The organism is Paraburkholderia steynii (assembly GCF_900100565.1).
Classification (GTDB): domain Bacteria; phylum Pseudomonadota; class Gammaproteobacteria; order Burkholderiales; family Burkholderiaceae; genus Paraburkholderia; species Paraburkholderia terrae.
The window spans coordinates 26,204-48,977 of record NZ_FNDI01000013.1 but is presented as its reverse complement, the minus strand read 5'-3'; the positions used below and the strand labels follow the sequence as shown (position 1 = coordinate 48,977).

The following is a 22,774-nucleotide window of genomic DNA, read 5'->3' as shown; positions in this document are numbered from 1 at the left end:
TCACAGTGCCAGATACTGGCGTATCAGTTGCTCATCCCCGAGTTGCGCCGGGCTCAACGTGTCCACGATGCGGCCTTTGTCCATCACGCAGCAACGCGTCGCGATGCGCTCGACCATGCCCATGTCCTGCTCGACCAGCACCACGCCGATGCCCGTCTCACGCGCGATCGTCAGCAGCGTCTCGCCGATCAGATCGACAATGGAAGGCTGGATGCCTTCGGATGGCTCGTCGAGCAGCAACACCTGCGGCGAGCTGACGAGCGCCCGCGCGATGGCGAGCTGCTGCTGTTCCCCGCCGCTCATCGTGCCCGCCTTCTGCCGATAGCGTGTCTTGAGAACGGGGAAATAGCCGACCACTTTCTCCCGCATCAGCGCCGCCTTGTCCGGGTTCGCCTGCGCGCCGACCTGCAGGTTCTCCGCGACCGTCAGCGCGCCGAAGATTTCGCGGCCCTGCGGCACGTAGCCGATGCCTTTGCGCGCACGCACATAGGGCTTTTCATGACCGATCGGCGCACCGTCCAGAACGATATGGCCCGCATCGAGCTTGACGAGACCGATGAGCGTGCGCATCAGCGTGGTCTTGCCGACGCCGTTGCGTCCGATCAGCGCCAGCACTTCGCCGCGCCCGATGCCGAACGACACGCCGTTGAGCACGCGCCCACCGCCATAGCCCGCTGCCACGTCCGCGACTTCGAGAAGCGCGCTCATGATTTCTTCCCCAGATACACTTCGGCGACATCGTCGCGCGCGAGGATCTCTTCGAGCGGGCCATCGGCGAGCAATCTTCCGCCGTGCAGCACCGTCACGCGCGTCGCGATCTGTTTGACGAAGGTCATGTCGTGCTCGACGACCATCATCGTCAGGCCGGATGCGGAAAGCCGTTTGATGAGTTCGCCCGTCGCATGCGTTTCCTCGATCGACATGCCCGCGACGGGCTCGTCGAGAAACAGCAGCTTCGGCCGCAGCGACACGGCCATCGCGATTTCGAGCCACTGCTTCTTGCCATGCGACAGGTTACGCGCAAGCACATGCTCTTCGCTTTCCAGCAAGAAGCGCTGCAAGAGTTCTTCGATACTTCCAGGCCGGTCGTCCTTCGCGCGATGCAGCGAGAGTTGCAGATGCTGCCGCACGCTCAGATCCGGAAAGACGCCGGGTATCTGAAACTTGATGCTCATCCCCATGCGGATGCGCTCATGCGGCAGCACGTGGCTCATGTCCTGCCCGAGAAAATGCACGCTGCCTTCGGACGGCCGATGCTCGCCCGTAATGAGCTTGAAGAACGTGCTCTTGCCTGCGCCGTTCGGTCCGATCACGCAGCGAATCTCGCCCGCGTCGATCTGAAAGTCGATACCGTTGATCACCTGCACGCCGCCGAAGTGCTTCTTGAGCGCGCGTGTTTCGAGCAGCACGGTCACGATTTGCCCTCCTCTTGCTTGAGCGGTTCGTCGAAACACGGGCGGTTGCGACCGTTGCCAACGCTGCGCTCACGCTCGAAGCGCCGCAACTGCCTTGCCACGAATGGCAGCAAGCCTTCGGGCGCACCGAGCACGACCACGAGCAGGATCGCGCCCATCAGGATCAGCGCGTACTGGCTGCCGTATACCGCGAGATTCTGCGAAAGCCACACGAGCAGCGCAGTGCCGACGATCGCGCCGCCGATGCTCTTCCTGCCTGACGTGGCGACCCAGATCACGGGCATCGCTGCAGCCGTCAAACCCATCGTCGACGGCGTGATGTACGAGCCCCAGATCGTGTACAGCGCACCCGACACTCCGCCCAGTGTGCCGCCGAGCACGAAGACCAGCAACTGATGAAGGCGGATATCGACGCCCAGCATTTCCGCGCGCTGCGGATTCTCGCGAATCGCGATCAGCGTGAGACCGAAGGGCCCGTCGAGCAGCTTGCGCATGAATGCGTAGACAGCGATCAGCAGGATCAGCACCAGGTAGTAGAAGCTGGTGTTCTCCAGCGTGAGCGGCCCGCCGGGCCACGGTATCGTCAGGGGCGGCATGCCGCCCATGCCGTTGTAGCCGTTCAGGCGCGCCTCGCCGATCGCCCATTGCGGCCCAGCCGTCTGTGCCATGAAGGTTTCGAGCACGAGCGTCACCGATAACGTCACGATGCCGATGAACACGCCCTTGATACGCCCGAAGAAAATCATGTAGCCGATCAACGCCGCCACGACGACGCTCACCGCGATGCCCGCGCCGAGGCCGAGCCACGAATCGAACCACGTGTCGCCGAAGTTCAGCGTGAAGATGCCGTAGCTATAGCCGGCCAGGCCGAAGAACGCAGTCTGCCCGAACGACAGGATGCCGCCATAGCCCCACATCGCGGCGAGCCCGACCGCGCTGAATGCCCACAGCAGACAGTAGGCGAGATTGCCGCTCGTGGTCGAGTCCACGACGAGCGGCAGACACAGCGCCACGATCCACGGCACGTAGCGCAGCGCGCGCGGTGCCGGACCTGACGAAGCCAGTTGCGATTGCTTCACCGATTGCTTCACGTCTCCTCCCGGCGCAAGCGCATGAACAGATTGCCGAGCCCTTGCGGCATCAACCGGATCACGACGATCACCGTCACGAGCAGGCCGATCTGCCCGAACAGCTGACCGTAGGACGCGGTGAGCGCCGTCTGGATGATCGCCAGCACGCCCGCCGCCGGCGTCGTTCCAGCAATCACGTTCGCGCCCCCGACGACCACCGAGACAAACGCCTGCACGATGAAGTTGCTGCCCATCGTCGGCACTGCCGTCATGGTCGGCGCATAGAGCGCACCCGTGAGTCCCGCGAGCCCAGCGCCCAGCGCGAAGGTCAGCGTGTAGAGACGATCCGTGCGCAAACCGAGGCATTGCGCGATGTTGGCATTCTGGATCGTCGCGCGCGCACAGACACCGTAGTCGGTCTTGAAGAACAGTAGATAAAGCGCGAACAGAATGCAAAGCGCGATCAACGGCAGCACTGCGCGATACGTCGAGAACGAATACTCGCCGAGCGAGAACGCGCCGAACGGCGTGCCGATGCCTTCGAGCGACGGACCGGCGACGAGCAGCATGGTCTGCTGCACGATCAGGCTGATGGCCCACGTCGCCACGACGGAATCGAACAGGCGGTCATAAAGATGACGAATCACGAGCCGCTCGATCACGACGCCGGCAAGCGCCGCCGCAAGTGCGCCGAGCAACATCGCGAGCGGCAGTGGTACGCCGTGCTTGGCCGTGATGATGGTGACGTACGCACCGCACATGATGAACTCGCCGTGCGCGAGATTGATGACGCCCATCATGCCGAAGATCACCGCAAGCCCGAGCGCGGCCAGCACCAGATACGCAAAGCTGTCGCCGAACTGATAGATCAGCGAATAGAGCACCGACAAGGTGGCCATGATTGCTCCACTTTCAGAGAACGGGCGCGCCCTTCGAACTATCCGGGCGCGCCCATTCGGGTCACGACTTCTTCGGCAAATTCGACGGCGTGTACTGACGATGATCCGGCTTGTTCGGCAGATCGCATCCCACCTTGCCGAGCCAGTACGGCTGCACGTCATCCCAGACCTTCGGGATATCGACGGAATGGTCGTCCTTCACATGCACGAGAAAGATCGTGTGACTCGCGTGATGGCTCTTCGGGTCGATGCAGACTTTGCCCTGTGCGCCTTCCGTGCAGATGTCGCCGCTCTCCAGCGCCTTGCGCACGGCATCCTGATTGGTGGACTTCGCCTTTTCGGCAGCCGCTTTGTAGAGATAGATGGCGTCGTAGGCGTTGGCGGCTTCCTGATTGATGTACGGCTCATTCGGGAACTTCGCGTGGAAGCGCTTCTTGAAGTCGTTGCTGGCGGGCGTGTCGACTTCCTCGACATAGTTCGCCGTCACGTACATGTCCTTCAATGCAGGCGGTTTGAAGCGCTTGTGCTCATAGGCCTGACCGACGTTCACCGAACTCGCCATCGGCAGATTCAGATGTGCAGAAGCCTGCTGCTCGTAGTACGACGCCTGATTCGCGCCGACCAGCAAGGTCACGACAAAATCGGGCTTGGCCTTCTGGATGTTCTGGATCGTCTGACCGAATTGCGATACCGACAGCGGGATGAATTCCTCGCCCACCATCGTGCCGCCGTTCTCCTTCACGATGTTGCGCACCCATTCGGCGGAAATCTGCCCGAAGTTGTAGTCGGCGGCGATCGTGTACACCTTCTTGCCGAACTTCTGCATCATCCACGGAATCAGTGTCGAGAATTGCTGCTCCGGCACGGCACCTGTCACGAAGGTATTGGTGTCGCACACACCGCCCTCGTATTGGTTGTCGTACCAGTAGAGTTGATGCGCGCGATCCATGATGGGACGAATCGCTTCGCGCGAGGCGCTGGAGAACGCGCCGAAGATCACGTCCGGCTTGTCGGTCTGAACCAGGCGCCGCGCGAGTTCCTGGAACTTGGTGTTGTCCGATTGCGTGTCGTACGCGATGAGCTGGATTGGGCGGCCCAGAATGCCGCCCTTCGCGTTGATTTCGTCGACGGCGAGCTGCGTGGCGTGAATCTTCGGGATGGTCGCGAGCGCGAAGTTGCCCGACGCGTCTTCGAGCAGGCCGATTTTCACGGGTTCGGCGGCATCCGTGATATTCGCGACAAGCGAAGTAACTGCAAGTCCTGCAATGAAGGCCAGACGCATCCAGCCGGACGGCTTAAGCAACATGCGGATTCTCCAGAAATGGGCTCGAACTCCCGAAAATGCGAACAAAAAAAAGCCCCCTGACGAACACACGGTTCGTCAGGGGGCTTCTGTGCCGGACCCTCGGGCGGACATCTTTGTCGGGCCGCGAGGAATGGATGCAGTCTAAAGCGCCGAATTTTCTGTTGTCAACGCTGATCAAAAATCCTTCTGCCATCCGCGCGCTCGCGGAAACGCCGCATTACAGCCGCTCGATCAGCCGTGCGTCGCCATGCTCGCAGTACGCGTGACATGCGGTACGTGCAGCATTCGCCGCGCCGTGTACGAACAACGGCGCGTCCGAGCGGCGCGACATCGACACCACGATCGAAGGCGGCGACGGTTGCAAAGGCAACTCGACCACTTCGCCGCGCGCGATCAGCTCGTCGACGAAAAGTCGCGGAATGGCCGCGACGCCAAAGCCGTCGCGCACCAGTTGCACGATCACCGAAATCGATGGCGAGCCGGTGATGCGCGTGTCGGCGAGCGGCACGCCATTCGCGAGCGCGAGCTTGCTGACGATGTCTTCGAGCGCCCGATGCGGCGCCGTTCCACGGCCGAACGTCAGGATGGGATGCCGCAACACGCGCTTTGCAAGCCCGCTGCGAGACAACGGCAACAGACCCGCGCGCGCGATCCAGTGAACGGGATAGTTGGCAAGCGCGTCGCACACCACCGATTCCTCATCGCTGCCCTCCACGCGAATGATCAGATCGAGTTCGCCCGCCATCAGGCGGCGCTGCAGCACCACGCTCACGTCCACCGCGAGATCCACTTCGAGTTGCGGGTAGTCGGTGGCTAGCATGCGCATGTAGTCGGCAAGCCAGCTGTGTACGACCGTTTCGATCACGCCCAGCCGCAGCTTGCCGCGCATCGCGCCTTCGTTGGACGCGGCCGCCTGCAACTGGCGCGTCGCCTCGACCACGGCTTTCGCGTAGCCGAGCAGATAGTCGCCGTTTGGCGTAAGGCGAAACTCGCGGCTGTCGCGATCGACCAGCACGGTCTGCAATTCATCTTCGAGCGCCTTCAGACGCTGGGAAATCGCAGCGGGCGTGGCGTGCAGCGCCGTTGCCGTCGTGCGAAAGCTGCGCAATTTTGCGAGCGTGACGAATGTTTCGAGAAAGCGAGTGTTCATGGCGCGAAGCGCTTCAAAAAAAGCGACGTGACTCGGGAAAACCCGCGGATTCGTTAAGAAATTCTATTCGTGGACAGCAAAGAAAACTAGTTGGCGTCAAATTTTCTTCTTTTCTATGCTTTGCCTGACGGTACGCAATTCGAAATGTGATGCGCGCCGCCAACCGAAAACATTCAGAAGCCCGCCCGACCATGACTCCATCCGAATTCCGCCAGGCCGTTCGTCACGGCGACTTCCGCGGCCCGACAGCCGGACATTGCGGCGAGTACGCGCAAGCCAATCTCGCGATCCTGCCCGCCGTACACGCGCATGATTTCCTGCGCTTCTGCCATGCAAATCCGAAACCGTGCCCGCTGCTGGGTGTCGGTGAACCGGGCGACTTCCGCGTACCCGTGCTTGGGCGCGATATCGACATCCGCACCGATGTGCCCGCCTACAACGTCTATCGCGACGGCGTGCTGAGCGAGCGCGTCGACTCGATCAAAGCGCTCTGGCAGGACGATTTCGTCGTGTTCGCGATCGGCTGCTCGTTTTCGTTCGAGCACATGCTCGCGCTCGAAGGCATCGGGCTGCGCCACGTCGAAGAGGGACGCAACGTGCCGATGTACCGCACGCATATCGCCAACCGGCGCGCGGGCGTGTTCGGCGGCGAACTCGTGGTGTCGATGCGCCCGATGCGCGGCGCCGACGCGATTCGCGCCGTGCAGATCACGAGCCGCTTTCCTGGCGTGCATGGCGCGCCCGTCCATATCGGCGACCCTGCGGAGCTTGGCATCGCCGATCTCGCGCGCCCCGACTTCGGCGACGCAGTGACGATCCGCGCGGGCGAACTGCCCGTTTACTGGGCGTGCGGCGTGACTCCGCAGACCGCGCTGATGGCGGCGAAGCTGCCCATCGCCATCGCCCATGCACCGGGCCACATGCTGATGACAGATATCACGAACGCGTCGCTAGCCGTGTTCTGACAAACGCGGCGCGTTGCGCCGCATCGCTGGGCATCCCATTCGTTGAACGAGATCTGGCCGCGCCGACCAGAGGGGCTGACTCATTCCTTTGAATCATTTCCAGGCGTGCGTGCGGCGCCGCACGTGCCCCCAGCGTCCCACACGCGTCGATCAACAGGAGCAACAGATGGACAGCAAGACACTCACGGCAATCGCTGACGAGCCCAGCGAAGCGGCCGGCGCCAGCCGGCTTTCATGGTATGCAGAAGCCGGCCCGCGCGCGCGTCGCGCGTTCTGGAGCTGCAAGGTCGGCTACATGCTCGACGGCATGGACACGCAGATGCTCTCGTTCGTCATCCCGACGCTCGTCGCGACGTGGGGCATCACGCTCGCGGATGCGGGATTCATCGGCACGCTGACGTTGCTTTCGTCGGCGTTGGGCGGCTGGATCGCGGGCATATTGTCGGACCGCATCGGCCGCGTGCGCACGCTGCAGCTCACCGTGCTGTGGTTCGCCGTCTTCACCGGTCTATGCGGACTCGCGCAGAACTACGGCCAGTTGCTCGCCGCACGTGCGCTGATGGGTTTCGGCTTCGGCGGTGAATGGACTGCGGGCGCCGTGCTGATCGGCGAGGTGATTCGCGCACGCGACCGCGGCAAGGCCGTGGGCCTCGTGCAGTCGGGCTGGGCGCTCGGCTGGGGCATGGCCGCCCTGCTCTACGCCGTGCTCTTCTCGGCGATGGCGCCGGAAATCGCGTGGCGCGCGCTGTTCCTGATCGGCCTCGTGCCCGCCGCTCTCGTGCTGGTGATCCGCCGCTATGTAAAGGAACCCGAAGTGTTCGAGCAGGCGAAGGCGATCCGGCGCGACACCAACGATACACCGCGCTTCACTGAGATCTTCGCGCCGAAGCTGCTGACCACGACGCTACGCGCCGCGCTGCTCACGACGGGCGCGCAAGGCGGCTATTACGCGATCACTACATGGCTGCCGACGTTCCTCAAGACGGAACGCCATCTCACGGTGATGGGCACGGGCGGCTATCTGGCGATGATCATCGTTGGCTCGTATATCGGCTACCTGTCGAGCGCCTGGCTGACGGACCGCATTGGCCGCAAGCCCAATTTCATTCTGTTCGCCGTTGGCTCGATGGCCATCGCGTTTGCCTACACGTCGCTGCCGCTCACGAATACGTCGATGCTCTGGCTCGGTTTTCCGCTTGGCTTCTTCGCCTCCGGCATCTTCTCGGGCATGGGCGCGTTCCTCACCGAGCTCTTCCCCACCCGCGTGCGTGGCTCGGGACAGGGCTTCTGCTACAACGTCGGCCGCGCGATCGGCGCGCTGTTTCCCGTGCTGATCGGCTCGCTGTCGAAAGAGTTCGGCCTTGGTACCAGCATCGGGATTTTTGCGGTGGCCGCCTACGGCGTGCTGATTATCGCCGCCCTCACGCTGCCCGAAACACGTGGACGCGAACTCGAATCCGCATGAATCTGGCGCGCCCGATTGCGTGCCCGTTCGATCAACCGCCTCTGCATTCCGCCCTTATCTTTCATCGCACCATGAACCAACATCACGTACCTGAAGCATGCACGCCGTCCCGCTGGCAATTCTGGATCGACCGCGGCGGCACCTTCACCGATATCGTTGCGCGTCGCCCGGACGGCTCGCTGACCACGCATAAGCTGCTCTCCGAAAACCCCGAGCACTACCGCGACGCAGCCGTTGCGGGCATCCGTCATCTGCTCGGTTTGCGCGCCGGTGAAGTGATCACGCCGAGCGATGTCGAGATGGTCAAGATGGGCACGACCGTCGCGACCAATGCCTTGCTCGAACGCAAGGGCGAACCCGTCGCGCTTGTGACCACGCGCGGCTTTCGAGACGTGCTGCGGATCGCGTACCAGAACCGTCCGCGTCTGTTCGACCTCGACATCGCGCTGCCCGAAGCGCTCTATCAGCGCGTGATTGAAATCGACGAACGCGTGAGCGCACAAGGCGACGTTGTCGTGCCGCTCGATCTTCCTGCAACGGAATCAGCCTTGCGCGAGGTCTTCGATGCAGGCATTCGCGCGCTCGCCATCGTGCTCGTTCATGGCTATCGGCACACCACGCATGAGCGCGAAGTCGCGGCACTGGCGCGGCGCATCGGCTTTACGCAGGTCTCGGTTTCGCATGAAGTATCGCCGCTGATGAAGATGGTGTCGCGCGGCGATACCACCGTCGTCGACGCTTATCTGTCGCCTATCCTGCGCCGCTACGTCGATCAGGTGGCGAGCGAAATGCCCGGCGTGAATCTGCAGTTCATGCAGAGCAGCGGCGGCCTCACGCGTGCGGACCTGTTCCAGGGCAAGGACGCGATTCTTTCGGGCCCGGCAGGCGGTATCGTCGGCATGGTGCGCGCCGCGCAGGCGGCGGGCTTCGAGCACGTCATCGGCTTCGACATGGGGGGCACGTCCACGGACGTGTCGCACTTCAACGGCGAGTTCGAGCGCGTGTTCGAAACGCAAGTGGCGGGCGTGCGCATGCGTGCGCCGATGATGAGCATTCACACGGTAGCGGCAGGCGGCGGCTCAATACTCGGCTTCGACGGCGCGCGTCTGCGTGTCGGTCCCGCTTCGGCGGGCGCGAACCCCGGACCTGCCGCGTACCGGCGCGGCGGTCCGCTGACGGTGACCGACTGCAACGTCATGCTCGGCAAGATTCAGCCCGACTATTTTCCGCATGTGTTCGGCCCGCACGCCAATGAGCCGCTCGACCGCGAAGCGGTGGCCACACGCTTTCGCGCACTCGCCGACGAAATCTGCGCGGCAACGGGCCAGCGCCGCACGCCGGAAGAGATCGCCGAAGGCTATCTGGAGATTGCGATCGGCAGCATGGCGAACGCAATCAAGAAAATTTCAGTTCAGCGCGGCCACGACGTGTCGCAATACGTGCTCACGACGTTCGGCGGCGCAGGCGGCCAGCATGCCTGCGGCGTGGCCGATGCGCTCGCGATGACGAGCGTGTTCGCACATCCGCTCGCGGGCGTGCTGTCGGCGTTTGGAATGGGACTCGCCGATCAGACCGCGATGCGCGAGCGCGCGCTCGAAATCGTGCTCGACGACACGTCGCTTGCAACCGTCGACGTAGCACTCGATGCCCTCGCCGATGAAGCAACGGGCGTGCTGCTCGATCAAGGCGTCGACGCTGCTCGCATTTCTACCGTGCGGCGCGTTCACCTGCGCTATCAGGGCACCGATTCGGCACTCGCAGTCAACGCAGGGAGCGTGCAGTCGATGCGCGAGGCGTTCGAAACCGCCTATCGGCAGCGCTACGCGTTTCTCATGGCGGACACGCCGCTCGTGGTCGAACTCGCGTCCGTTGAAGCGATCGGTCATTCGGATGCCCAGCCGGTGACAGGCAGCATCGCCGTTCGCCCCGAAGGCGACGCGCCCACAGCCGCTGCAGTGGTACGCATGTACTCGGGCGGCCGCTGGCATGACGCGTTGCTCTATTCGCGCGACACGCTGATGGCCGGTGACAAACTGGACGGCCCCGCCATCATCGCGGAGAAGAACGGCACAACCGTGGTCGAACCTGGCTGGCAGGCTGCGCTTACGGGCGACGGCAACATCGTGATGGCGCGCGTGCTCGCGCTGCCGACGCGCCGCTCGATCGGCACGCAAGCCGACCCGGTGCGGCTCGAAATCTTCAACAACCTGTTCATGTCGGTGGCCGAGCAGATGGGGCTGCGCCTGCAGAACACCGCCTACTCGGTCAACATCAAGGAACGGCTCGACTTCTCGTGCGCGATCTTCGACGCGGCCGGCAACCTGATTGCGAACGCGCCGCACATGCCCGTGCATCTGGGCTCGATGGGCGAAAGCATCCGAACCGTCATCGAACGCAATCGCGGCACGATGCGCGACGGCGATGTGTTCATGCTCAACGACCCGTATCACGGCGGCACGCATCTTCCCGATGTCACCGTCATCACGCCCGTGTTTGCCGACGGCAGCGAAGCGCCGCTCTTTTATGTCGGTTCGCGCGGTCATCATGCGGATATCGGCGGGATCACGCCCGGTTCGATGCCTGCCGCTTCGACGCATATCGAAGAGGAAGGCGTGCTGATCGACAACTGGCAGCTTGTTTCAGCTGGTGTGTTGCGCGATGCCGAAACGCGCGCGCTGCTGGCGTCCGGCCGCTATCCCGCGCGCAACATTGTGCAAAACATGGCCGACCTGCGCGCGCAGGTCGCTGCCAACCAGAAAGGCGTGGACGAACTGCGCCGCATGGTCGCGCAATTCGGTCGCGACGTGGTGCTCGCGTTCATGCAGCACGTGCAGGACAACGCGGAAGAAGCGGTGCGTCGCGTGATCGGCGCACTCAAGGACGGCGCGTATCGCTACGCGCTCGATAACGGCGCGGTGATCGACGTTAAGATCCATGTCGAGACTTCGACGCGCAGCGCAACGGTCGATTTCACGTGTACGTCTGCGCAACTGCCGAACAACTTCAATGCACCGAAGGCGGTCTGCATGGCGGCCGTGCTCTATGTTTTCCGCACGCTGGTGGGCGACGATATTCCACTCAACGCCGGTTGTCTGAAGCCGCTTTCCGTGATCGTGCCGGAAGGTTCGATGCTCAATCCCGTCTATCCCGCTGCTGTCGTGTCGGGCAACGTCGAGACTTCATCTGCGATCACGAACGCGCTGTATGGCGCGCTCGGCGTCGTGGCGTCGAGCCAGGGCACGATGAACAACTTCACGTTCGGCGATGCGCGCTACCAGTACTACGAGACGATCGCGGGCGGCAGCGGCGCGGGAGACGGCTTCAATGGCGTCGACGCCGTGCAGACGCATATGACCAACTCGCGCCTGACCGATCCTGAAGTGCTCGAATGGCGTTATCCCGTGCGGCTCGAATCGCATCTGATCCGCAACGGGTCGGGCGGTGCCGGACAGTGGAAAGGCGGCAATGGCGCGATCCGGCGCATCCGTTTTCTCGCGCCGATGACGGCCTCGATTCTGTCGAACAACCGCATTCACGCGCCATTCGGCGCGGCGGGCGGAGGTGCGGGAAGACAAGGCAGCAATCGCGTCGAACGAGCGGATGGCGAGATCGTCGCGCTGGGCCACATCGCCAGTGTGGAGATGGCTACGGGTGACGTATTCGTGGTCGAGACGCCCGGCGGTGGTGGATTCGGGCAGCTTTGATGTGGCTTGCGGCGAGCCGTTGCGCAGCGTAGCTCGCGGTACGTTCTGAAGAGAAAGAGGGGCGCATGAACTTCAGCGCCCCTTCTTCGAAGATCGACGCTTGACGCGTTATGTCGATCCTCGAACATGCCTGTGCAGCACTGCCTTCAGTGCTGGATCATTCCGTTACCCCGAGCAGATGTTCGATGTGTTCTTCAACACGGGCACGCGCCTCGGTGATCGCGTGATCCGTGGTCCGGGAAACGAGCGGAAAGTCGAGACCGTTGCCCTTGAATCTCCCCGCGTAGTGTACCCATGACCGATAGGCGAACACGCCTGAATCGCGCCGGACGAGGTTGATCGTGACGTCGTAGGTACGCTGCATGCCGCTCGCTCGCGTGTAGGGAAACTTGTGGACTTCCGAGTGAATCATGGATACCACCTCCTGTTTTCCGATTCTGGGGTGACGCTTCGCGCAGGGGGGCGTACTTTCCTGACTTCAAAGCGTGCCAATCGTTGAAGACAAAACCGTTGCGTCTCAAAGAAGATCGGTCGCAGATTCGTGTCCGCAACCTTCTTTCTTTGACCGGATATCGCAGGGTGGCAACGGCATTGGTTCGTTGTCCGCGAATGCCGTGCCGCAGCGCACGGCAAACGCGAAGGCCGATTGCCGGTTCGCGAAATGGCCCAGATCGCCAAGCGACGTCGCCTCGCCATCCTCTTCAAGAATAGCGACCCGGGCGACAAAGGTATTGCCGCTTCGTGCGACCGACGGCTGAATCGCTACACCGTGGTGATAGAAGTGCATATCGCCTCCTCAGACCCTTATATGGAGACTCCGCGGCGGCCTGGATTGCGCCAATGCTCTCGGGAAGTCCTGACGGCATTGTAAGGTATTTGTCAGAATTCGGGAATGGGATACGCGCTGGTGCGGCATCGCGATAGACGCGGGCTTCGGCAGATAACCGCAGGATTGTCGGGAAAACATGGACTTACAAAGCGTGTGTCCAGTTGCCGCACGGCGTGCGCAGCGGTCGCCACTGGCCTGCCGCGTCGTATCGCCACGCGTGACAGGCCGCACGTTTCACGAATTGCCTTGAGCAGCGCCAATTCGTCTTCGGTCAACATGTTCGACTTCATCGAACGTGTTCAACGCACAGACCGTACGGCAGAAGGGGACTTTGAGTTCAGCATTTGACTACGCGAACAGGCTGCGCGTTCGTTGCGATCTCACCGATGTCCTCATCAAGGAAACACCATGCTTCAGTTTTACTTCCACCCTTCTCCCAATCCCATCAAGGTAGCGCTTTTACTCGAAGAGCTTGAAACGCCATTCGAGCTTTCCTCTGTCGATACCTTCAAGGGAGAACAACACGCGCCGGCGTACCGGAAGATCAATCCGAACGGCAAGGTGCCCGCCATCGTCGATGACGGTGTGACCGTGTTCGATTCGCACGCGATTCTTCTGTACCTCGGCGCAAAACATGACAAGTTCGTGCCGTCCGCAGCGTCCGAGCGTGCCGCGATGCTCTCGTGGCTCCAGTTCGTCGCGACCGGGTTGTCGCCGTTTTCCGGTCAGGCCGTACACTTCCTGCACCATGCACCGGAACCGCTGCCGTATGCGCGTAATCGCTATCTGAAGGAAGTCGAGCGTCACTATCGCGTTCTCGATGAGCATCTCGCGACCTCGAAGTATCTGGCCGGCGACACTTACTCGATCGCCGACATCGCGCTGTGGGGCTGGGCGAATTTTGCTGGCTATATCTTCGGCGAGAAGGGACTCACCGACTATCCGCACGTCAAGCGTCTCGTCGATGAGATCTCGGCGCGCCCGGCGGCTGTCCGCGCGTTGGCGCTGAAGGACCGGCTCACGTTCAAGGCCGAGTTCGATGAAGAGACCCGCCGCGCGCTGTTCCCGCAGAACGCCTCGCTCACGGTCTAAACAAGCCGCGAGAGCCGCCCCGCTTGCCGCCCGAAATGGCGAGGGCGGGCGCGTTGCAGATCGATACTGTAGTGTTACAGCTTTCCTGTTCCCTGTTCTCGCGGCCGACATCGCAGATGCCGGCCAACCGAATCTACAGCTATGAAAAAGATTGGTTTTCTCTCTTTTGGTCACTGGGCTAATTCTCCAGGTTCAAAGGCACGGTCGGCAGCCGATGTTCTTCTGCAATCCATCGACCTCGCCGTCGCCGCCGAAGCACTCGGCGCGGATGGTGCCTTCTTCCGCGTCCATCATTTCGCTCAACAGCTTGCATCGCCGTTTCCCCTTCTCGCCGCGATCGGTGCGAAGACGCGCACGATCGAGATTGGAACGGGTGTCATCGACATGCGCTACGAGAATCCGCTCTACATGGCGGAAGACGCCGGCGCAGCCGATCTGATTGCCGGCGGACGACTGCAACTCGGCATTAGCCGAGGCTCGGGCGAACAGGTTGTCGATGGATGGCGCCACTTCGGGTACGCGCCAAACGAAGGCGAGACCCACGCCGATCTGGCACGCCGTCACACAGAAGTGTTTTATGAAGTGCTGCGAGGCAAGGGTTTTGCACAGCCGAACCCGCGCCCGATGTTTGCCAACCCGCCGGGACTCCTACGCGTCGAGCCGCATTCCGAAGGCCTTCGCGATCGCATCTGGTGGGGTTCGGGTTCCAACGCGACTGCCGTTTGGGCCGCGAAGATGGGCATGAACCTGCAGACCTCCACGTTGAAAAACGACGAAACGGGCCGACCGCTTCATATCCAGCAAGCCGAGCAGATCCAGGCTTACCGTGATGCATGGAAAGAGGCCGGGCATACGCGAGCGCCCCGCGTGTCAGTCAGCCGGAGTATCTTCGCGCTCGTGAATCAGCAGGACCGCATGTATTTCGGCCGGGGCACGCAGAGCAACGACACGATCGGCTTTCTCGACGACGACATCCAGAAGATCTTTGGCCGGAATTACGCTGCGGAGCCTGATGTCCTCATCAAGGAACTGGCAAAAGACGAAGCCATTGCAGCAGCTGATACGTTGCTACTCACCGTGCCCAACCAGTTGGGCGTCGAGTTCTGCGCGCACGTCATTGAATCGATTCTCACGCATATCGCTCCGCGTCTCGGTTGGCGCTAACGCGCGGAAGAACCGTCAGATACACACAGGCCGCGGCGCAGCGGGTTTCCGGCCAATTTAGGCAGATTTTGAGCCAGCAAAAAGGCTCTGACTCACACTTCCTGCTGCCGCAACGGCCATCAATTCGATCAGATGTTCAAGTACATCGGGTCGTAGCGGCTTCAATTTCCCGAGGCGTAAAAAACTTCGCGCCACTCCGGCGCGCCTTGTCCGACAAGGCGAAGTCGACGTTAAAGCACGTCCGGCGCATCGAACCTGCCCTCTCCTTTTAGCGGCTGCAACACGCACAAATTCACTGTCCAGTGCAGTCGCGCAAGCCTTGCTGCTGACTGTCATTTGTTCCTTCCGCGCAAGACTGTTTGTCCGACGTGGATATTCGACCTCCGGGTTCGTACGCCTACATTGTGTCTATTGGATCGGTCGGCGCAAGGCGTAAAGGCCGGGCAACCAACCTTCGACAACATGGGGCGGCGCGGCACGGACAATGCCCGCAGCCCTCGATAGGAGCATGTAATGAGCGAAGCAGATAAAAGCGCTGTGCGCGAGTTGAGTCATTTCATCGACGGTCGGCGCGCCGCTGGTGCGGGTCAGCGGTTTGGCGAGGTATTCGATCCGGCGCAAGGCCGGGTGACGGCCCGCGTACCCGTCGCAACATCCGCTGAAGTCGAAGCCGCCGTGGCCGCCGCGAAAGCCGCGTTCCCGGCATGGAGCGAAACCGCGCCGCTCAAACGCGCCCGTTTGATGTTCAGGTTCAAGGAACTGCTTGAGGCGCACGCTGACGAACTCGCCGAACTCATCACGCGCGACCACGGCAAACTGTTTGAGGACGCAAAGGGCGAAGTGGTGCGCGGCATCGAAATCGTCGAATTCGCGTGTGGCATTCCGCAGTTGCTCAAGACAGACTTCACTGATTCCGTCAGCGGCGGCATCGACAACTGGAATCTGCGTCAGCCGATCGGCGTGGCCGCCGGCGTCACGCCGTTCAATTTTCCGATGGTGGTGCCGTGCTGGATGTTCGTGATGGCAGCCGCTTGCGGCAACACGTTCATCCTCAAGCCTTCGGAGCGCACGCCGTCAGCGTCGATCCGGCTTGCCGAGTTGTTCATCGAGGCGGGCTTTCCCAAAGGCGTGTTCAATGTCGTGCATGGCGACAAGACCGTCGTCGATGCGTTGATCGCACACCCCGATGTGGCTGCGATGTCTGTCGTTGGCTCGACACCCGTCGCTGAATACATCTACAGCGAAAGCGCAAAGCGCGGCAAGCGCGTGCAGGCGTTGGGCAGCGCAAAGAACCATCTGGTCGTGATGCCCGATGCCAATCTCGATCAAGCGGTCGATGCGCTGATCTCGTCGGCATATGGTTCGGCAGGCGAGCGCTGCATGGCAACCTCCGTCGCGGTGGCAGTGGGCAGTATCGGCGATGAACTGATCGAGCGGCTCGCGCCGCGCGTGCGTTCGCTCAAGATAGGCGGCGGCATGGAGCCGGATCTCGACATGGGGCCGCTTATCAGCGCCGCGCATCGCAACAAGGTCACGGGCTATATCGAGGCAGGCGTCGCGGCAGGCGCCAGGCTCGTCGTCGATGGTCGCGGCCATACCGTGCCAGGCCATGAAGAAGGCTTCTTTCTCGGCGGCTCGCTCTTCGACGACGTGAAGCCCGATATGAGCATCTATCGCGAAGAGATCTTCGGCCCGGTTCTGTCGGTTGTCCGCGTGCCCGATCTGGCCAGTGCGATCGCGCTCGTCAACGCGCACGAACTGGGGAACTGCGTGTCGCTCTTCACATCTGACGGGGCCGCGGCACGCGCGTTCTCCCGGCAGATTCAGATTGGCATGGTGGGCATCAACGTCCCGAGCCCGGTGCCGCCGGCGTGGCATTCGTTCGGAGGCTGGAAGCGCTCGCTGTTCGGCGATCATCACGCGTATGGCGAAGAGGCTGTGCGCTTTTACACGCACTACAAGAGCGTGATGCAGCGTTGGCCGGATAGCATCGCAACAGGTGCGGAATTCACGATGCCCGTAGCGAAATAAATCGGAGCGTCGCAGCGGTCACGGTCGGTTTTGTGCCCGCTGCGCGTTCAAACACGAAACTGCTGACGTTGCCCCCGCTGGCAACGAGCGCGGCGCACCAACCGGATTCCAATCGGAATGTGCTTCAAAAGGTATATGTTGTTGACGACGGATAATCGTACGTTTAAGTTTCTGCTTTGCAATTAAAAAAATCTACAAAGTGGCTTCAGCTCAATACGATGAAAGGCGACCCGTTTCCGTCACGCTCGCCGGCATTACGCACACGGGTTCATATCGGGTGCTCGAAGGAACCGTCATCGTCTATTCAGGTACGGATATCCGGTCTGCCCAGTGCGGAATGGATCGTCCGGAGACCGTTGCGCGTTGGGTATTGCTCGACATGTGCAAGAAAGCCGAGGCGAAGAAGCGCAAAGACGGCAGCGGGCGAAGCCAGTTGCGCCCCGCTTGAGCCCGGCGGTTGCTACGCTTTTGCCGAACGCGCGTCAACACGCCCCCGGTCGCCCAGGAATGCGAGCGTGAGAGCCGTCAGACCGCATATCGCGATCAGTGTCAGTAGCGCGTCCTTGCCCGCGTGTACCAATACCCACCCGCCCACAGACGGAAAGCCGAAGACCCCGATGAAGTACGCCGCAACGAACCACGTCAGTGCGGCGCGACGATGCGCGGCGGCGGAATCGTTGACCGCCTGGGTCTGAATGACGGGATAGGCTAGCCCGTACCCGGTGCCAAGCAGAACGGCGGCGGCAGCATGAGCCGATACATGGTACGGCACCGCGAACATCGCTGCGATGCCCAGCACCATCATGACGAGCAGCACCTTCGTTGCAGTTTCGCGGCGCAGATTGATGACCAGCCGGGTGAAAGCCCAGCGTACCGTCACGACGGTTATCGCGTACAGGCTGAAGAAGGTGGTTGCTTGCGCATGCGTTCCCTGCACCAGCGACATCTGAAACGTCATCAAGCCTGAGAAGACGCAGGCGCCCAGCGCGACCATGATGATCGGATACATCGCACGCGTGCGCGCAATGGCGCCGATGCCACGCCACCATTTGTCCTGTACCGGCGGCACGAACGAAACGGGCGACAGCCGGGCGAACATTTCCAGTATCACCGACGCGACCACACAAAGGCCGCTGACCGTATAGAGCACACCGCTGAGCGACCAGTGCAACGAATGTATGGCGACGCCTGCCAGCGCAGGGCAGCCACCGATTCCCGCCATCTGGAAAGTGCCAAAGCGCAGAAACCAGTAACCGCGATCCGAATCATTGGTTCGCTCGGCAAGCGACATCGGCGCCGCGAGATAGAACGCGCCCCAGCCCAAACCCACGAGAAACGCGGGAATCGCATCGAGCACGCTGACACGCTCGATCACTGCGAAACCCGCGACGCCCATGCCCACGCATAACGCCGCAAGCGCGGCCATCCGCGCCGCGCCGATGCGGTGATGCGAAAGCCAGCCGACCAGCGGAACGCCGACAAAGGTACCCACCATCGCACCCACGAGCGTAAGCCCGGTGTCGACGTCATTGCCGCCGATATACCTGAAGCGCATCGAAAGAAGAAAAGTCCCGCCGTATCCTGCTGCCGTGAGCAGGGTACCGGCGAGAACGAGAAAGCCGTTGAATGGACGCATGAAAGAGAGGCAGTCGTCAATCGCAGGAGCGAGTATGTACCAAAGCGGCATCGGACTGCCTGGATGCTACGGCACACGCCAGCGACACTCGATACACCGATGCACGATCCCGGCCCAGGTCACAGCAGCGACCGCAGTGAAACGGATGAATCCGCGAGCCGCGCTTCGTCCATGATGGCACCTGCCGAAATCAAACGCCTGCATGCGCCGATCTCGCGTCCCGCATTGACGGCAATCGCCGCCCTCATACGCGCCGTGTCGTCCAGCGCCATGACACAGAACGAACCGGTGACAGCATCCCCACGGGTGACGAGACGATGCTCCCCGCTGTGCGGGTCGCGACTATCGCGCTGGACTCCGGCCTCACTCATTTCGGCCGGTTCGCCCAGGCATACCGTGAGCGGTTTGGAGAACTTCCGTCGGAAACACCGCGGCGCGAATCGCTGCGTTGTCGGGTGGACGCGTCACCGCGTCTCACCCAGCCCCAGGCCGGCCACCACGGTCGTCGGGATCTTGCGAAGCGTTGCGCGATCGCGTGAACGAAAGAATAACAAGCTTGTTGAGCGACGCGCCGCTTTGTCATGCAGATCTGGCGCGCCGCGATGGGTCCAACTCCATGGCCTCCGTCTAGCGGGACTTCCGAGACGACCTTGCCAAGAGGTTGCGCAATCGTTGCAAACTCAACTCCCTTGATAAATATCACAAGACAATCCGACGACACACGGCCCGCCATTCCTCCCTCGCCCGCTTCCACTCGATCCACCAGGCTGAGGACCGACCGAATCGTATTCATAGCGATTCATTGAGCTGGCAGGCTGTGCCATTTGTGGTTGTGACATCGTCGCGGCGGGCGCCATTTGCGGGTTGGCGCTTCCGGCTGGCTGTTGCGATGTCTGCGAATACGCCAGGCCTGTAACGGCGGACAATGCAGAAGCCACCAATAATGAAGCAAAAGGAACTCTCATTTCTGCACCTTCATGGAGAATGCAATTCGAGTCTATCCAATCAGGATCACGAATCGAAATGCATTGATTTGAAAGAACAACAGACTTTCGGTTGCCGATCGCAGAAGAGGAAGCCTGTTACGGCGAGGCTCGTAATACATCGCCTCAAGCACAATGCCGCAAAAAACGATGAATAGCGGCAGGTGCGGATAACAGCGTGCGTTTCTGTTATTGAAGGCATCCTCTGAAGAGGTGACAAGGGCACATGTTTAGGGACGCGCCTTTTCTTGTCCTCCAGTTATAGACCTGTCTTCTAAGGAAATCCAGCGGCGAGCATAGCCGTGCCAGCTCTGCTTGCTACATCGCGCGAGACATTAACGAGAGCGCCGCAAACATGTCGATAGCCGGACGGTGGCCTTTCATTCATGACAAGTCCGTAAGCGCGCGACACTCGAAATGCCAGAGCGGATATGTGCAAAGGATCTGCCACGAATCAATCGGCAAGGTTGACTCCCATCACCTACATTGGTACTGCATGTCCGCGTCCCGCCATTTACTCACTGGAGTTCGATCATGAACTGCAACCCCGCCGATACGGCAGTAGTGTTTATCGATCCACAGAACGACGTGTTGAGCCCCACAGGCAAAAACTGGGGCGCTGTTGGTGCCAGCGTGACGGAAAACCGAACGGTTGAAAACATGGTGAAAATCTTCAAGGCAGCGAAAGCAGCGAAGTTCAGCGTGTTCATCTCCCCCCACTACTTCTATCCGACCGACCGCGCATGGACATTCAACGGCCCACTGGAGGCAGACGAGTTTGCAACGGGCACGTTCGCACGAACGGGTGCGCTGAACCTGAGCGGTCTCGAGAAATCAGGTGCTGACTGGCTGGAGGAGTTCAAACCGTTTATCGAGGACGGCGAGACTATCGTAGTGAGCCCGCACAAGGTGTTCGGACCGCAGACAAATGATCTGACGCTGCAACTTCGAAAGCGTAACGTGCAGAAAGTCGTGCTGGGCGGGATGCTCGCCAATATGTGTGTCGAATCTCACCTGCGCGATCTGATCGAGCAGGGCTTCGAAGTGTACGTCGTCGCCGATGCTACGGCGGGGCCGCGTCATCCGACCTGGGGCGACGGCTATAAGGCGGCGTTGATCAACTATGCGTTTCTTGCGCACGCTGTTGTCAAAACCCAGGATGTCGTGGACTCGATGACGCGAAGATAGCTGCGACGCGAGCCGCCCGACATTCAAAGGATTCCAGCCATGTTCGGTGCCAGCGGGTGCGCCATCACGGGGACATTGCTTCGCGGGTCACGAATCGACAGCAGTCCCCGCCCAGGCGATACCGTGGCACACAACGTTCGGCCACTCCACTACGACGCCACCTTTCCGTTGCCGGTCAGGCCGATGGTCGAGCAGCTTCGAGAATCAGTCTGCTGATCTCGTCCGGATGGGAGATCAACGACAGGTGACTCGACTTCACCTCGATTGTCTTCGCGCTCATGCGCTTGGCCATAAAGCGCTGAAGTTCAGGATTGATCGTGCGATCTTCGGTGGAAACAGCGTAGTAGCTGGGCTTCGATCGCCATGCGGCGTGAGCCGTCTTCCCCGCCAGCAAGGCCTTGTGGAACGGCTCCTGGACCGCGTACAGCGTCCGCGCCCTCGCTTCCGGAAGGTCGCCTGCGAAGTCGTGCAGGAATGCGGACTCGCTGAGGCGTCCCTCGTCGCCGTCAAAGACAATGCCGGCTGACGCAGGAGGCGTGGGGTAGTTTTTTGCAAGCGCGGGGTAGTCCTCGCCGGCATCCGGCGCGCGCGCCGCCACGTAGACCAGCGCCGAAACGTTCTGATGCACGCCCGTCTCGGTGATGATCATGCCCGCGAAGGAGTGCGCAACGAGCACCGTCGGACCATCTTGTCGATCCAGCACGCGGGTCACGGAGTCAGCCGCCTCGGACAAGGTCGTCAGAGGGTTCTGTACGGCTGTGCAATTCATGCCCGCTGCCTGCAACCGCGCAATGACGTCCAACCAGCATGAGCCATCGGCAAACAGGCCATGCGCGAGAACGACATTGCGCGCTTTCACTTGCGCAGGGGGGATCGCCAGCGCGCGTGCCGACACCAGGGCGCTTGCGGCGCCTACCAGCACAGCCGCCGAAAAGGTGCGACGGTCCATAGCCATATACTGAACTCCTTCGCTAAAAGCTTTGTGGCTCAATAGCGGTCCCGACGCCGCCGCTACCTGGCGGGGCCACTGAATGATCAGCGTTATCGCCCATTTTGAGGAAGGACCGGGCCTCTGCAGAACCGCCGCCGCATGAAGATCGGCCTGCTTCGAGAGCAGGTAGTCCGCGCTGAGGCTCATCGAGCGATAGCGTGCGCCACTGTGCCCACCGACTTTCCACCGCGTGTATAAGCGTACAAGTATAGGCAGCAACCAGTTGTAAAGCAGGCAAGGGGTACTTTGGAAAGCATTGTCGGTAGCTGGCAATCCTCTGACATTGACGCTGCCAGGTTCGAACACGTTCGACGCGAAAAAGGATCAGGCGCAACCGTGTCTTTCCCGCCCTATAAATGACATCCATCATCTATTGTATAAATGATGACCATCATTTATTATCGAGTTGTAGCCGAGCCCGCTATTCGGGCGTTTCTTTTGCTCAATCTGACGCCGCGCGCCGGCATAGACGTTTCAACCAGGGAAATTATCATGCCACTTGTACGCATCGATCTCGCAGAAGGCCAATCCGCCGAATATCGCAGCGCCGTCGCCGACGAGGTCTACAAGGCGATGACCACCACGATGAACGTGCCCGCCAATGACCGGTTCATGGTGGTCAACGAGCATAAGCCCGGCGACTTCATCGCCGATCCGACCTATCTCGGCATCGAGCGCTCGCCTCAGTGCGTCATCGTGCAACTCACGTTGAATGCGGGCCGCGATATCGCGCTCAAAAAAGCCTTCTACAAGGCGCTCAGCGAAGGTCTACACGCGCGCGTCGGACTGCGCCGCGAAGACCTGTTTATTAGTCTCGTCGAAGTGCCGAAAGAAAACTGGTCGTTCGGTAACGGCGAAGCACAATACGCGCAGTAAGCGCATCGTC

At 61.4% G+C, this 22,774-nt stretch carries 20 protein-coding genes and 1 pseudogene; 10 read left to right on the top strand and 11 right to left on the bottom strand.

All coding sequences use genetic code 11. From position 1 onward, the window contains the following. From BLT65_RS22960 to BLT65_RS22935, 6 genes are all read right to left on the bottom strand, one after another. Nucleotides 1–708 carry an ABC transporter ATP-binding protein gene (locus BLT65_RS22960; RefSeq protein WP_091781307.1) on the bottom strand — a complete coding sequence of 236 codons (708 nt, stop codon included), beginning with the start codon at nucleotides 706–708 and terminating at the stop codon, nucleotides 1–3. Further along, nucleotides 705–1,415 (bottom strand): ABC transporter ATP-binding protein, encoded by a 711-nt coding sequence (locus BLT65_RS22955; RefSeq protein ID WP_042305438.1) that lies wholly within the window; start codon nucleotides 1,413–1,415, stop codon nucleotides 705–707. Before BLT65_RS22955 ends, BLT65_RS22960 begins: the two co-directional genes overlap by 4 nt. Next, nucleotides 1,412–2,506, bottom strand: coding sequence for an ABC transporter permease subunit (locus tag BLT65_RS22950; RefSeq protein ID WP_091781304.1), 1,095 nt, complete (start codon nucleotides 2,504–2,506; stop codon nucleotides 1,412–1,414). Before BLT65_RS22950 ends, BLT65_RS22955 begins: the two co-directional genes overlap by 4 nt. Then, a complete protein-coding gene (locus tag BLT65_RS22945) occupies nucleotides 2,503–3,384 on the bottom strand; it encodes an ABC transporter permease subunit (protein WP_091781301.1) in 882 nt (293 codons plus the stop codon). The genes BLT65_RS22950 and BLT65_RS22945 overlap by 4 nt, the downstream gene beginning before the upstream one ends. A 61-nt stretch (nucleotides 3,385–3,445) precedes the next feature. Beyond that, nucleotides 3,446–4,690 (bottom strand): urea ABC transporter substrate-binding protein, encoded by a 1,245-nt coding sequence (locus tag BLT65_RS22940; protein ID WP_091781298.1) that lies wholly within the window; start codon nucleotides 4,688–4,690, stop codon nucleotides 3,446–3,448. 217 nt (nucleotides 4,691–4,907) lie between these two features. After that, complete coding sequence (locus tag BLT65_RS22935) at nucleotides 4,908–5,840, bottom strand: LysR family transcriptional regulator (RefSeq protein WP_007577479.1); 933 nt, start codon at nucleotides 5,838–5,840, stop codon at nucleotides 4,908–4,910. Nucleotides 5,841–5,989: 149 nt separating this feature from the next. Between BLT65_RS22935 and BLT65_RS22930 the strand changes: the two genes are divergently transcribed. The 3 genes from BLT65_RS22930 (at nucleotide 5,990) to BLT65_RS22920 (ending at nucleotide 11,974) form a co-directional block, all read left to right on the top strand. Continuing rightward, the gene (locus BLT65_RS22930; RefSeq protein WP_279634475.1) at nucleotides 5,990–6,805 is read left to right on the top strand and encodes a putative hydro-lyase; all 816 of its coding nucleotides are present in this window, start codon (nucleotides 5,990–5,992) and stop codon (nucleotides 6,803–6,805) included. A 166-nt stretch (nucleotides 6,806–6,971) separates the two neighbouring features. Beyond that, entirely contained in the window at nucleotides 6,972–8,270 is a 1,299-nt protein-coding gene (locus BLT65_RS22925; protein ID WP_091781292.1) for an MFS transporter, read from the top strand. A gap of 71 nt (nucleotides 8,271–8,341) precedes the next feature. Next, entirely contained in the window at nucleotides 8,342–11,974 is a 3,633-nt protein-coding gene (locus BLT65_RS22920) for a hydantoinase B/oxoprolinase family protein (protein WP_091781721.1), read from the top strand. Between the two features lie 157 nt (nucleotides 11,975–12,131). Here BLT65_RS22920 and BLT65_RS22915 read toward each other — a convergent pair whose 3' ends face one another. After that, nucleotides 12,132–12,386 carry a hypothetical protein gene (locus BLT65_RS22915; RefSeq protein ID WP_007577483.1) on the bottom strand — a complete coding sequence of 85 codons (255 nt, stop codon included), beginning with the start codon at nucleotides 12,384–12,386 and terminating at the stop codon, nucleotides 12,132–12,134. A gap of 105 nt (nucleotides 12,387–12,491) precedes the next feature. After that, the gene (locus tag BLT65_RS22910; RefSeq protein WP_042305431.1) at nucleotides 12,492–12,761 is read right to left on the bottom strand and encodes a hypothetical protein; all 270 of its coding nucleotides are present in this window, start codon (nucleotides 12,759–12,761) and stop codon (nucleotides 12,492–12,494) included. A gap of 450 nt (nucleotides 12,762–13,211) precedes the next feature. On the opposite strand from BLT65_RS22910, the gene BLT65_RS22905 reads away from it, so the two are divergent. The 4 genes from BLT65_RS22905 (at nucleotide 13,212) to BLT65_RS22890 (ending at nucleotide 17,538) form a co-directional block, all read left to right on the top strand. After that, a complete protein-coding gene (locus BLT65_RS22905; RefSeq protein WP_091781289.1) occupies nucleotides 13,212–13,895 on the top strand; it encodes a glutathione S-transferase family protein in 684 nt (227 codons plus the stop codon). A 141-nt stretch (nucleotides 13,896–14,036) separates the two neighbouring features. Further along, on the top strand, nucleotides 14,037–15,059 hold the full coding sequence (locus BLT65_RS22900; RefSeq protein ID WP_091781286.1) for an LLM class flavin-dependent oxidoreductase: 1,023 nt from the start codon (nucleotides 14,037–14,039) through the stop codon (nucleotides 15,057–15,059). A 513-nt stretch (nucleotides 15,060–15,572) separates the two neighbouring features. Next, the gene (locus tag BLT65_RS22895) at nucleotides 15,573–17,090 is read left to right on the top strand and encodes a CoA-acylating methylmalonate-semialdehyde dehydrogenase (protein WP_091781282.1); all 1,518 of its coding nucleotides are present in this window, start codon (nucleotides 15,573–15,575) and stop codon (nucleotides 17,088–17,090) included. Between the two features lie 199 nt (nucleotides 17,091–17,289). Further along, entirely contained in the window at nucleotides 17,290–17,538 is a 249-nt protein-coding gene (locus tag BLT65_RS22890; RefSeq protein ID WP_229516426.1) for a hypothetical protein, read from the top strand. 12 nt (nucleotides 17,539–17,550) lie between these two features. Here the strand turns inward: BLT65_RS22890 and BLT65_RS22885 are convergent, their stop codons facing one another. Together BLT65_RS22885 and BLT65_RS22880 are read right to left on the bottom strand one after the other, a co-directional pair. Further along, nucleotides 17,551–18,726 carry an MFS transporter gene (locus BLT65_RS22885; protein WP_091781718.1) on the bottom strand — a complete coding sequence of 392 codons (1,176 nt, stop codon included), beginning with the start codon at nucleotides 18,724–18,726 and terminating at the stop codon, nucleotides 17,551–17,553. 119 nt (nucleotides 18,727–18,845) lie between these two features. Further along, nucleotides 18,846–18,998 carry an oxidoreductase C-terminal domain-containing protein gene (locus tag BLT65_RS22880; RefSeq protein WP_244186555.1) on the bottom strand — a complete coding sequence of 51 codons (153 nt, stop codon included), beginning with the start codon at nucleotides 18,996–18,998 and terminating at the stop codon, nucleotides 18,846–18,848. 42 nt (nucleotides 18,999–19,040) lie between these two features. On the opposite strand from BLT65_RS22880, the pseudogene BLT65_RS46540 reads away from it, so the two are divergent. Continuing rightward, nucleotides 19,041–19,169: pseudogene (locus tag BLT65_RS46540) on the top strand (helix-turn-helix domain-containing protein); the annotation flags it as partial. Nucleotides 19,170–20,243: 1,074 nt separating this feature from the next. Beyond that, entirely contained in the window at nucleotides 20,244–20,897 is a 654-nt protein-coding gene (locus BLT65_RS22875; RefSeq protein ID WP_091781279.1) for a cysteine hydrolase family protein, read from the top strand. Between the two features lie 175 nt (nucleotides 20,898–21,072). Here BLT65_RS22875 and BLT65_RS22870 read toward each other — a convergent pair whose 3' ends face one another. Further along, complete coding sequence (locus tag BLT65_RS22870) at nucleotides 21,073–21,852, bottom strand: alpha/beta fold hydrolase (protein ID WP_091781715.1); 780 nt, start codon at nucleotides 21,850–21,852, stop codon at nucleotides 21,073–21,075. Nucleotides 21,853–22,380: 528 nt separating this feature from the next. On the opposite strand from BLT65_RS22870, the gene BLT65_RS22865 reads away from it, so the two are divergent. Continuing rightward, complete coding sequence (locus BLT65_RS22865; RefSeq protein ID WP_091781276.1) at nucleotides 22,381–22,764, top strand: tautomerase family protein; 384 nt, start codon at nucleotides 22,381–22,383, stop codon at nucleotides 22,762–22,764. Nucleotides 22,765–22,774: the final 10 nt, after the last annotated feature.

Excerpts from the sequence above, each read along its gene's own strand:
- BLT65_RS22920 (WP_091781721.1), top strand. The coding sequence starts at position 8,342 with ATGAACCAACATCACGTACCTGAAGCATGCACGCCGTCCCGCTGGCAA.
- BLT65_RS22960 (WP_091781307.1), bottom strand. The coding sequence starts at position 708 with ATGAGCGCGCTTCTCGAAGTCGCGGACGTGGCAGCGGGCTATGGCGGT.
- BLT65_RS22935 (WP_007577479.1), bottom strand. The coding sequence starts at position 5,840 with ATGAACACTCGCTTTCTCGAAACATTCGTCACGCTCGCAAAATTGCGC.
- BLT65_RS22930 (WP_279634475.1), top strand. The coding sequence starts at position 5,990 with ATGCGCGCCGCCAACCGAAAACATTCAGAAGCCCGCCCGACCATGACT.
- BLT65_RS22880 (WP_244186555.1), bottom strand. The coding sequence starts at position 18,998 with ATGGCGCTGGACGACACGGCGCGTATGAGGGCGGCGATTGCCGTCAAT.
- BLT65_RS22925 (WP_091781292.1), top strand. The coding sequence starts at position 6,972 with ATGGACAGCAAGACACTCACGGCAATCGCTGACGAGCCCAGCGAAGCG.
- BLT65_RS22895 (WP_091781282.1), top strand. The coding sequence starts at position 15,573 with ATGAGCGAAGCAGATAAAAGCGCTGTGCGCGAGTTGAGTCATTTCATC.
- BLT65_RS22945 (WP_091781301.1), bottom strand. The coding sequence starts at position 3,384 with ATGGCCACCTTGTCGGTGCTCTATTCGCTGATCTATCAGTTCGGCGAC.
- BLT65_RS22940 (WP_091781298.1), bottom strand. The coding sequence starts at position 4,690 with ATGTTGCTTAAGCCGTCCGGCTGGATGCGTCTGGCCTTCATTGCAGGA.
- BLT65_RS22915 (WP_007577483.1), bottom strand. The coding sequence starts at position 12,386 with ATGATTCACTCGGAAGTCCACAAGTTTCCCTACACGCGAGCGAGCGGC.
- BLT65_RS22870 (WP_091781715.1), bottom strand. The coding sequence starts at position 21,852 with ATGGCTATGGACCGTCGCACCTTTTCGGCGGCTGTGCTGGTAGGCGCC.
- BLT65_RS22875 (WP_091781279.1), top strand. The coding sequence starts at position 20,244 with ATGAACTGCAACCCCGCCGATACGGCAGTAGTGTTTATCGATCCACAG.
- BLT65_RS22910 (WP_042305431.1), bottom strand. The coding sequence starts at position 12,761 with ATGCACTTCTATCACCACGGTGTAGCGATTCAGCCGTCGGTCGCACGA.
- BLT65_RS22885 (WP_091781718.1), bottom strand. The coding sequence starts at position 18,726 with ATGCGTCCATTCAACGGCTTTCTCGTTCTCGCCGGTACCCTGCTCACG.
- BLT65_RS22905 (WP_091781289.1), top strand. The coding sequence starts at position 13,212 with ATGCTTCAGTTTTACTTCCACCCTTCTCCCAATCCCATCAAGGTAGCG.
- BLT65_RS22865 (WP_091781276.1), top strand. The coding sequence starts at position 22,381 with ATGCCACTTGTACGCATCGATCTCGCAGAAGGCCAATCCGCCGAATAT.
- BLT65_RS22900 (WP_091781286.1), top strand. The coding sequence starts at position 14,037 with ATGAAAAAGATTGGTTTTCTCTCTTTTGGTCACTGGGCTAATTCTCCA.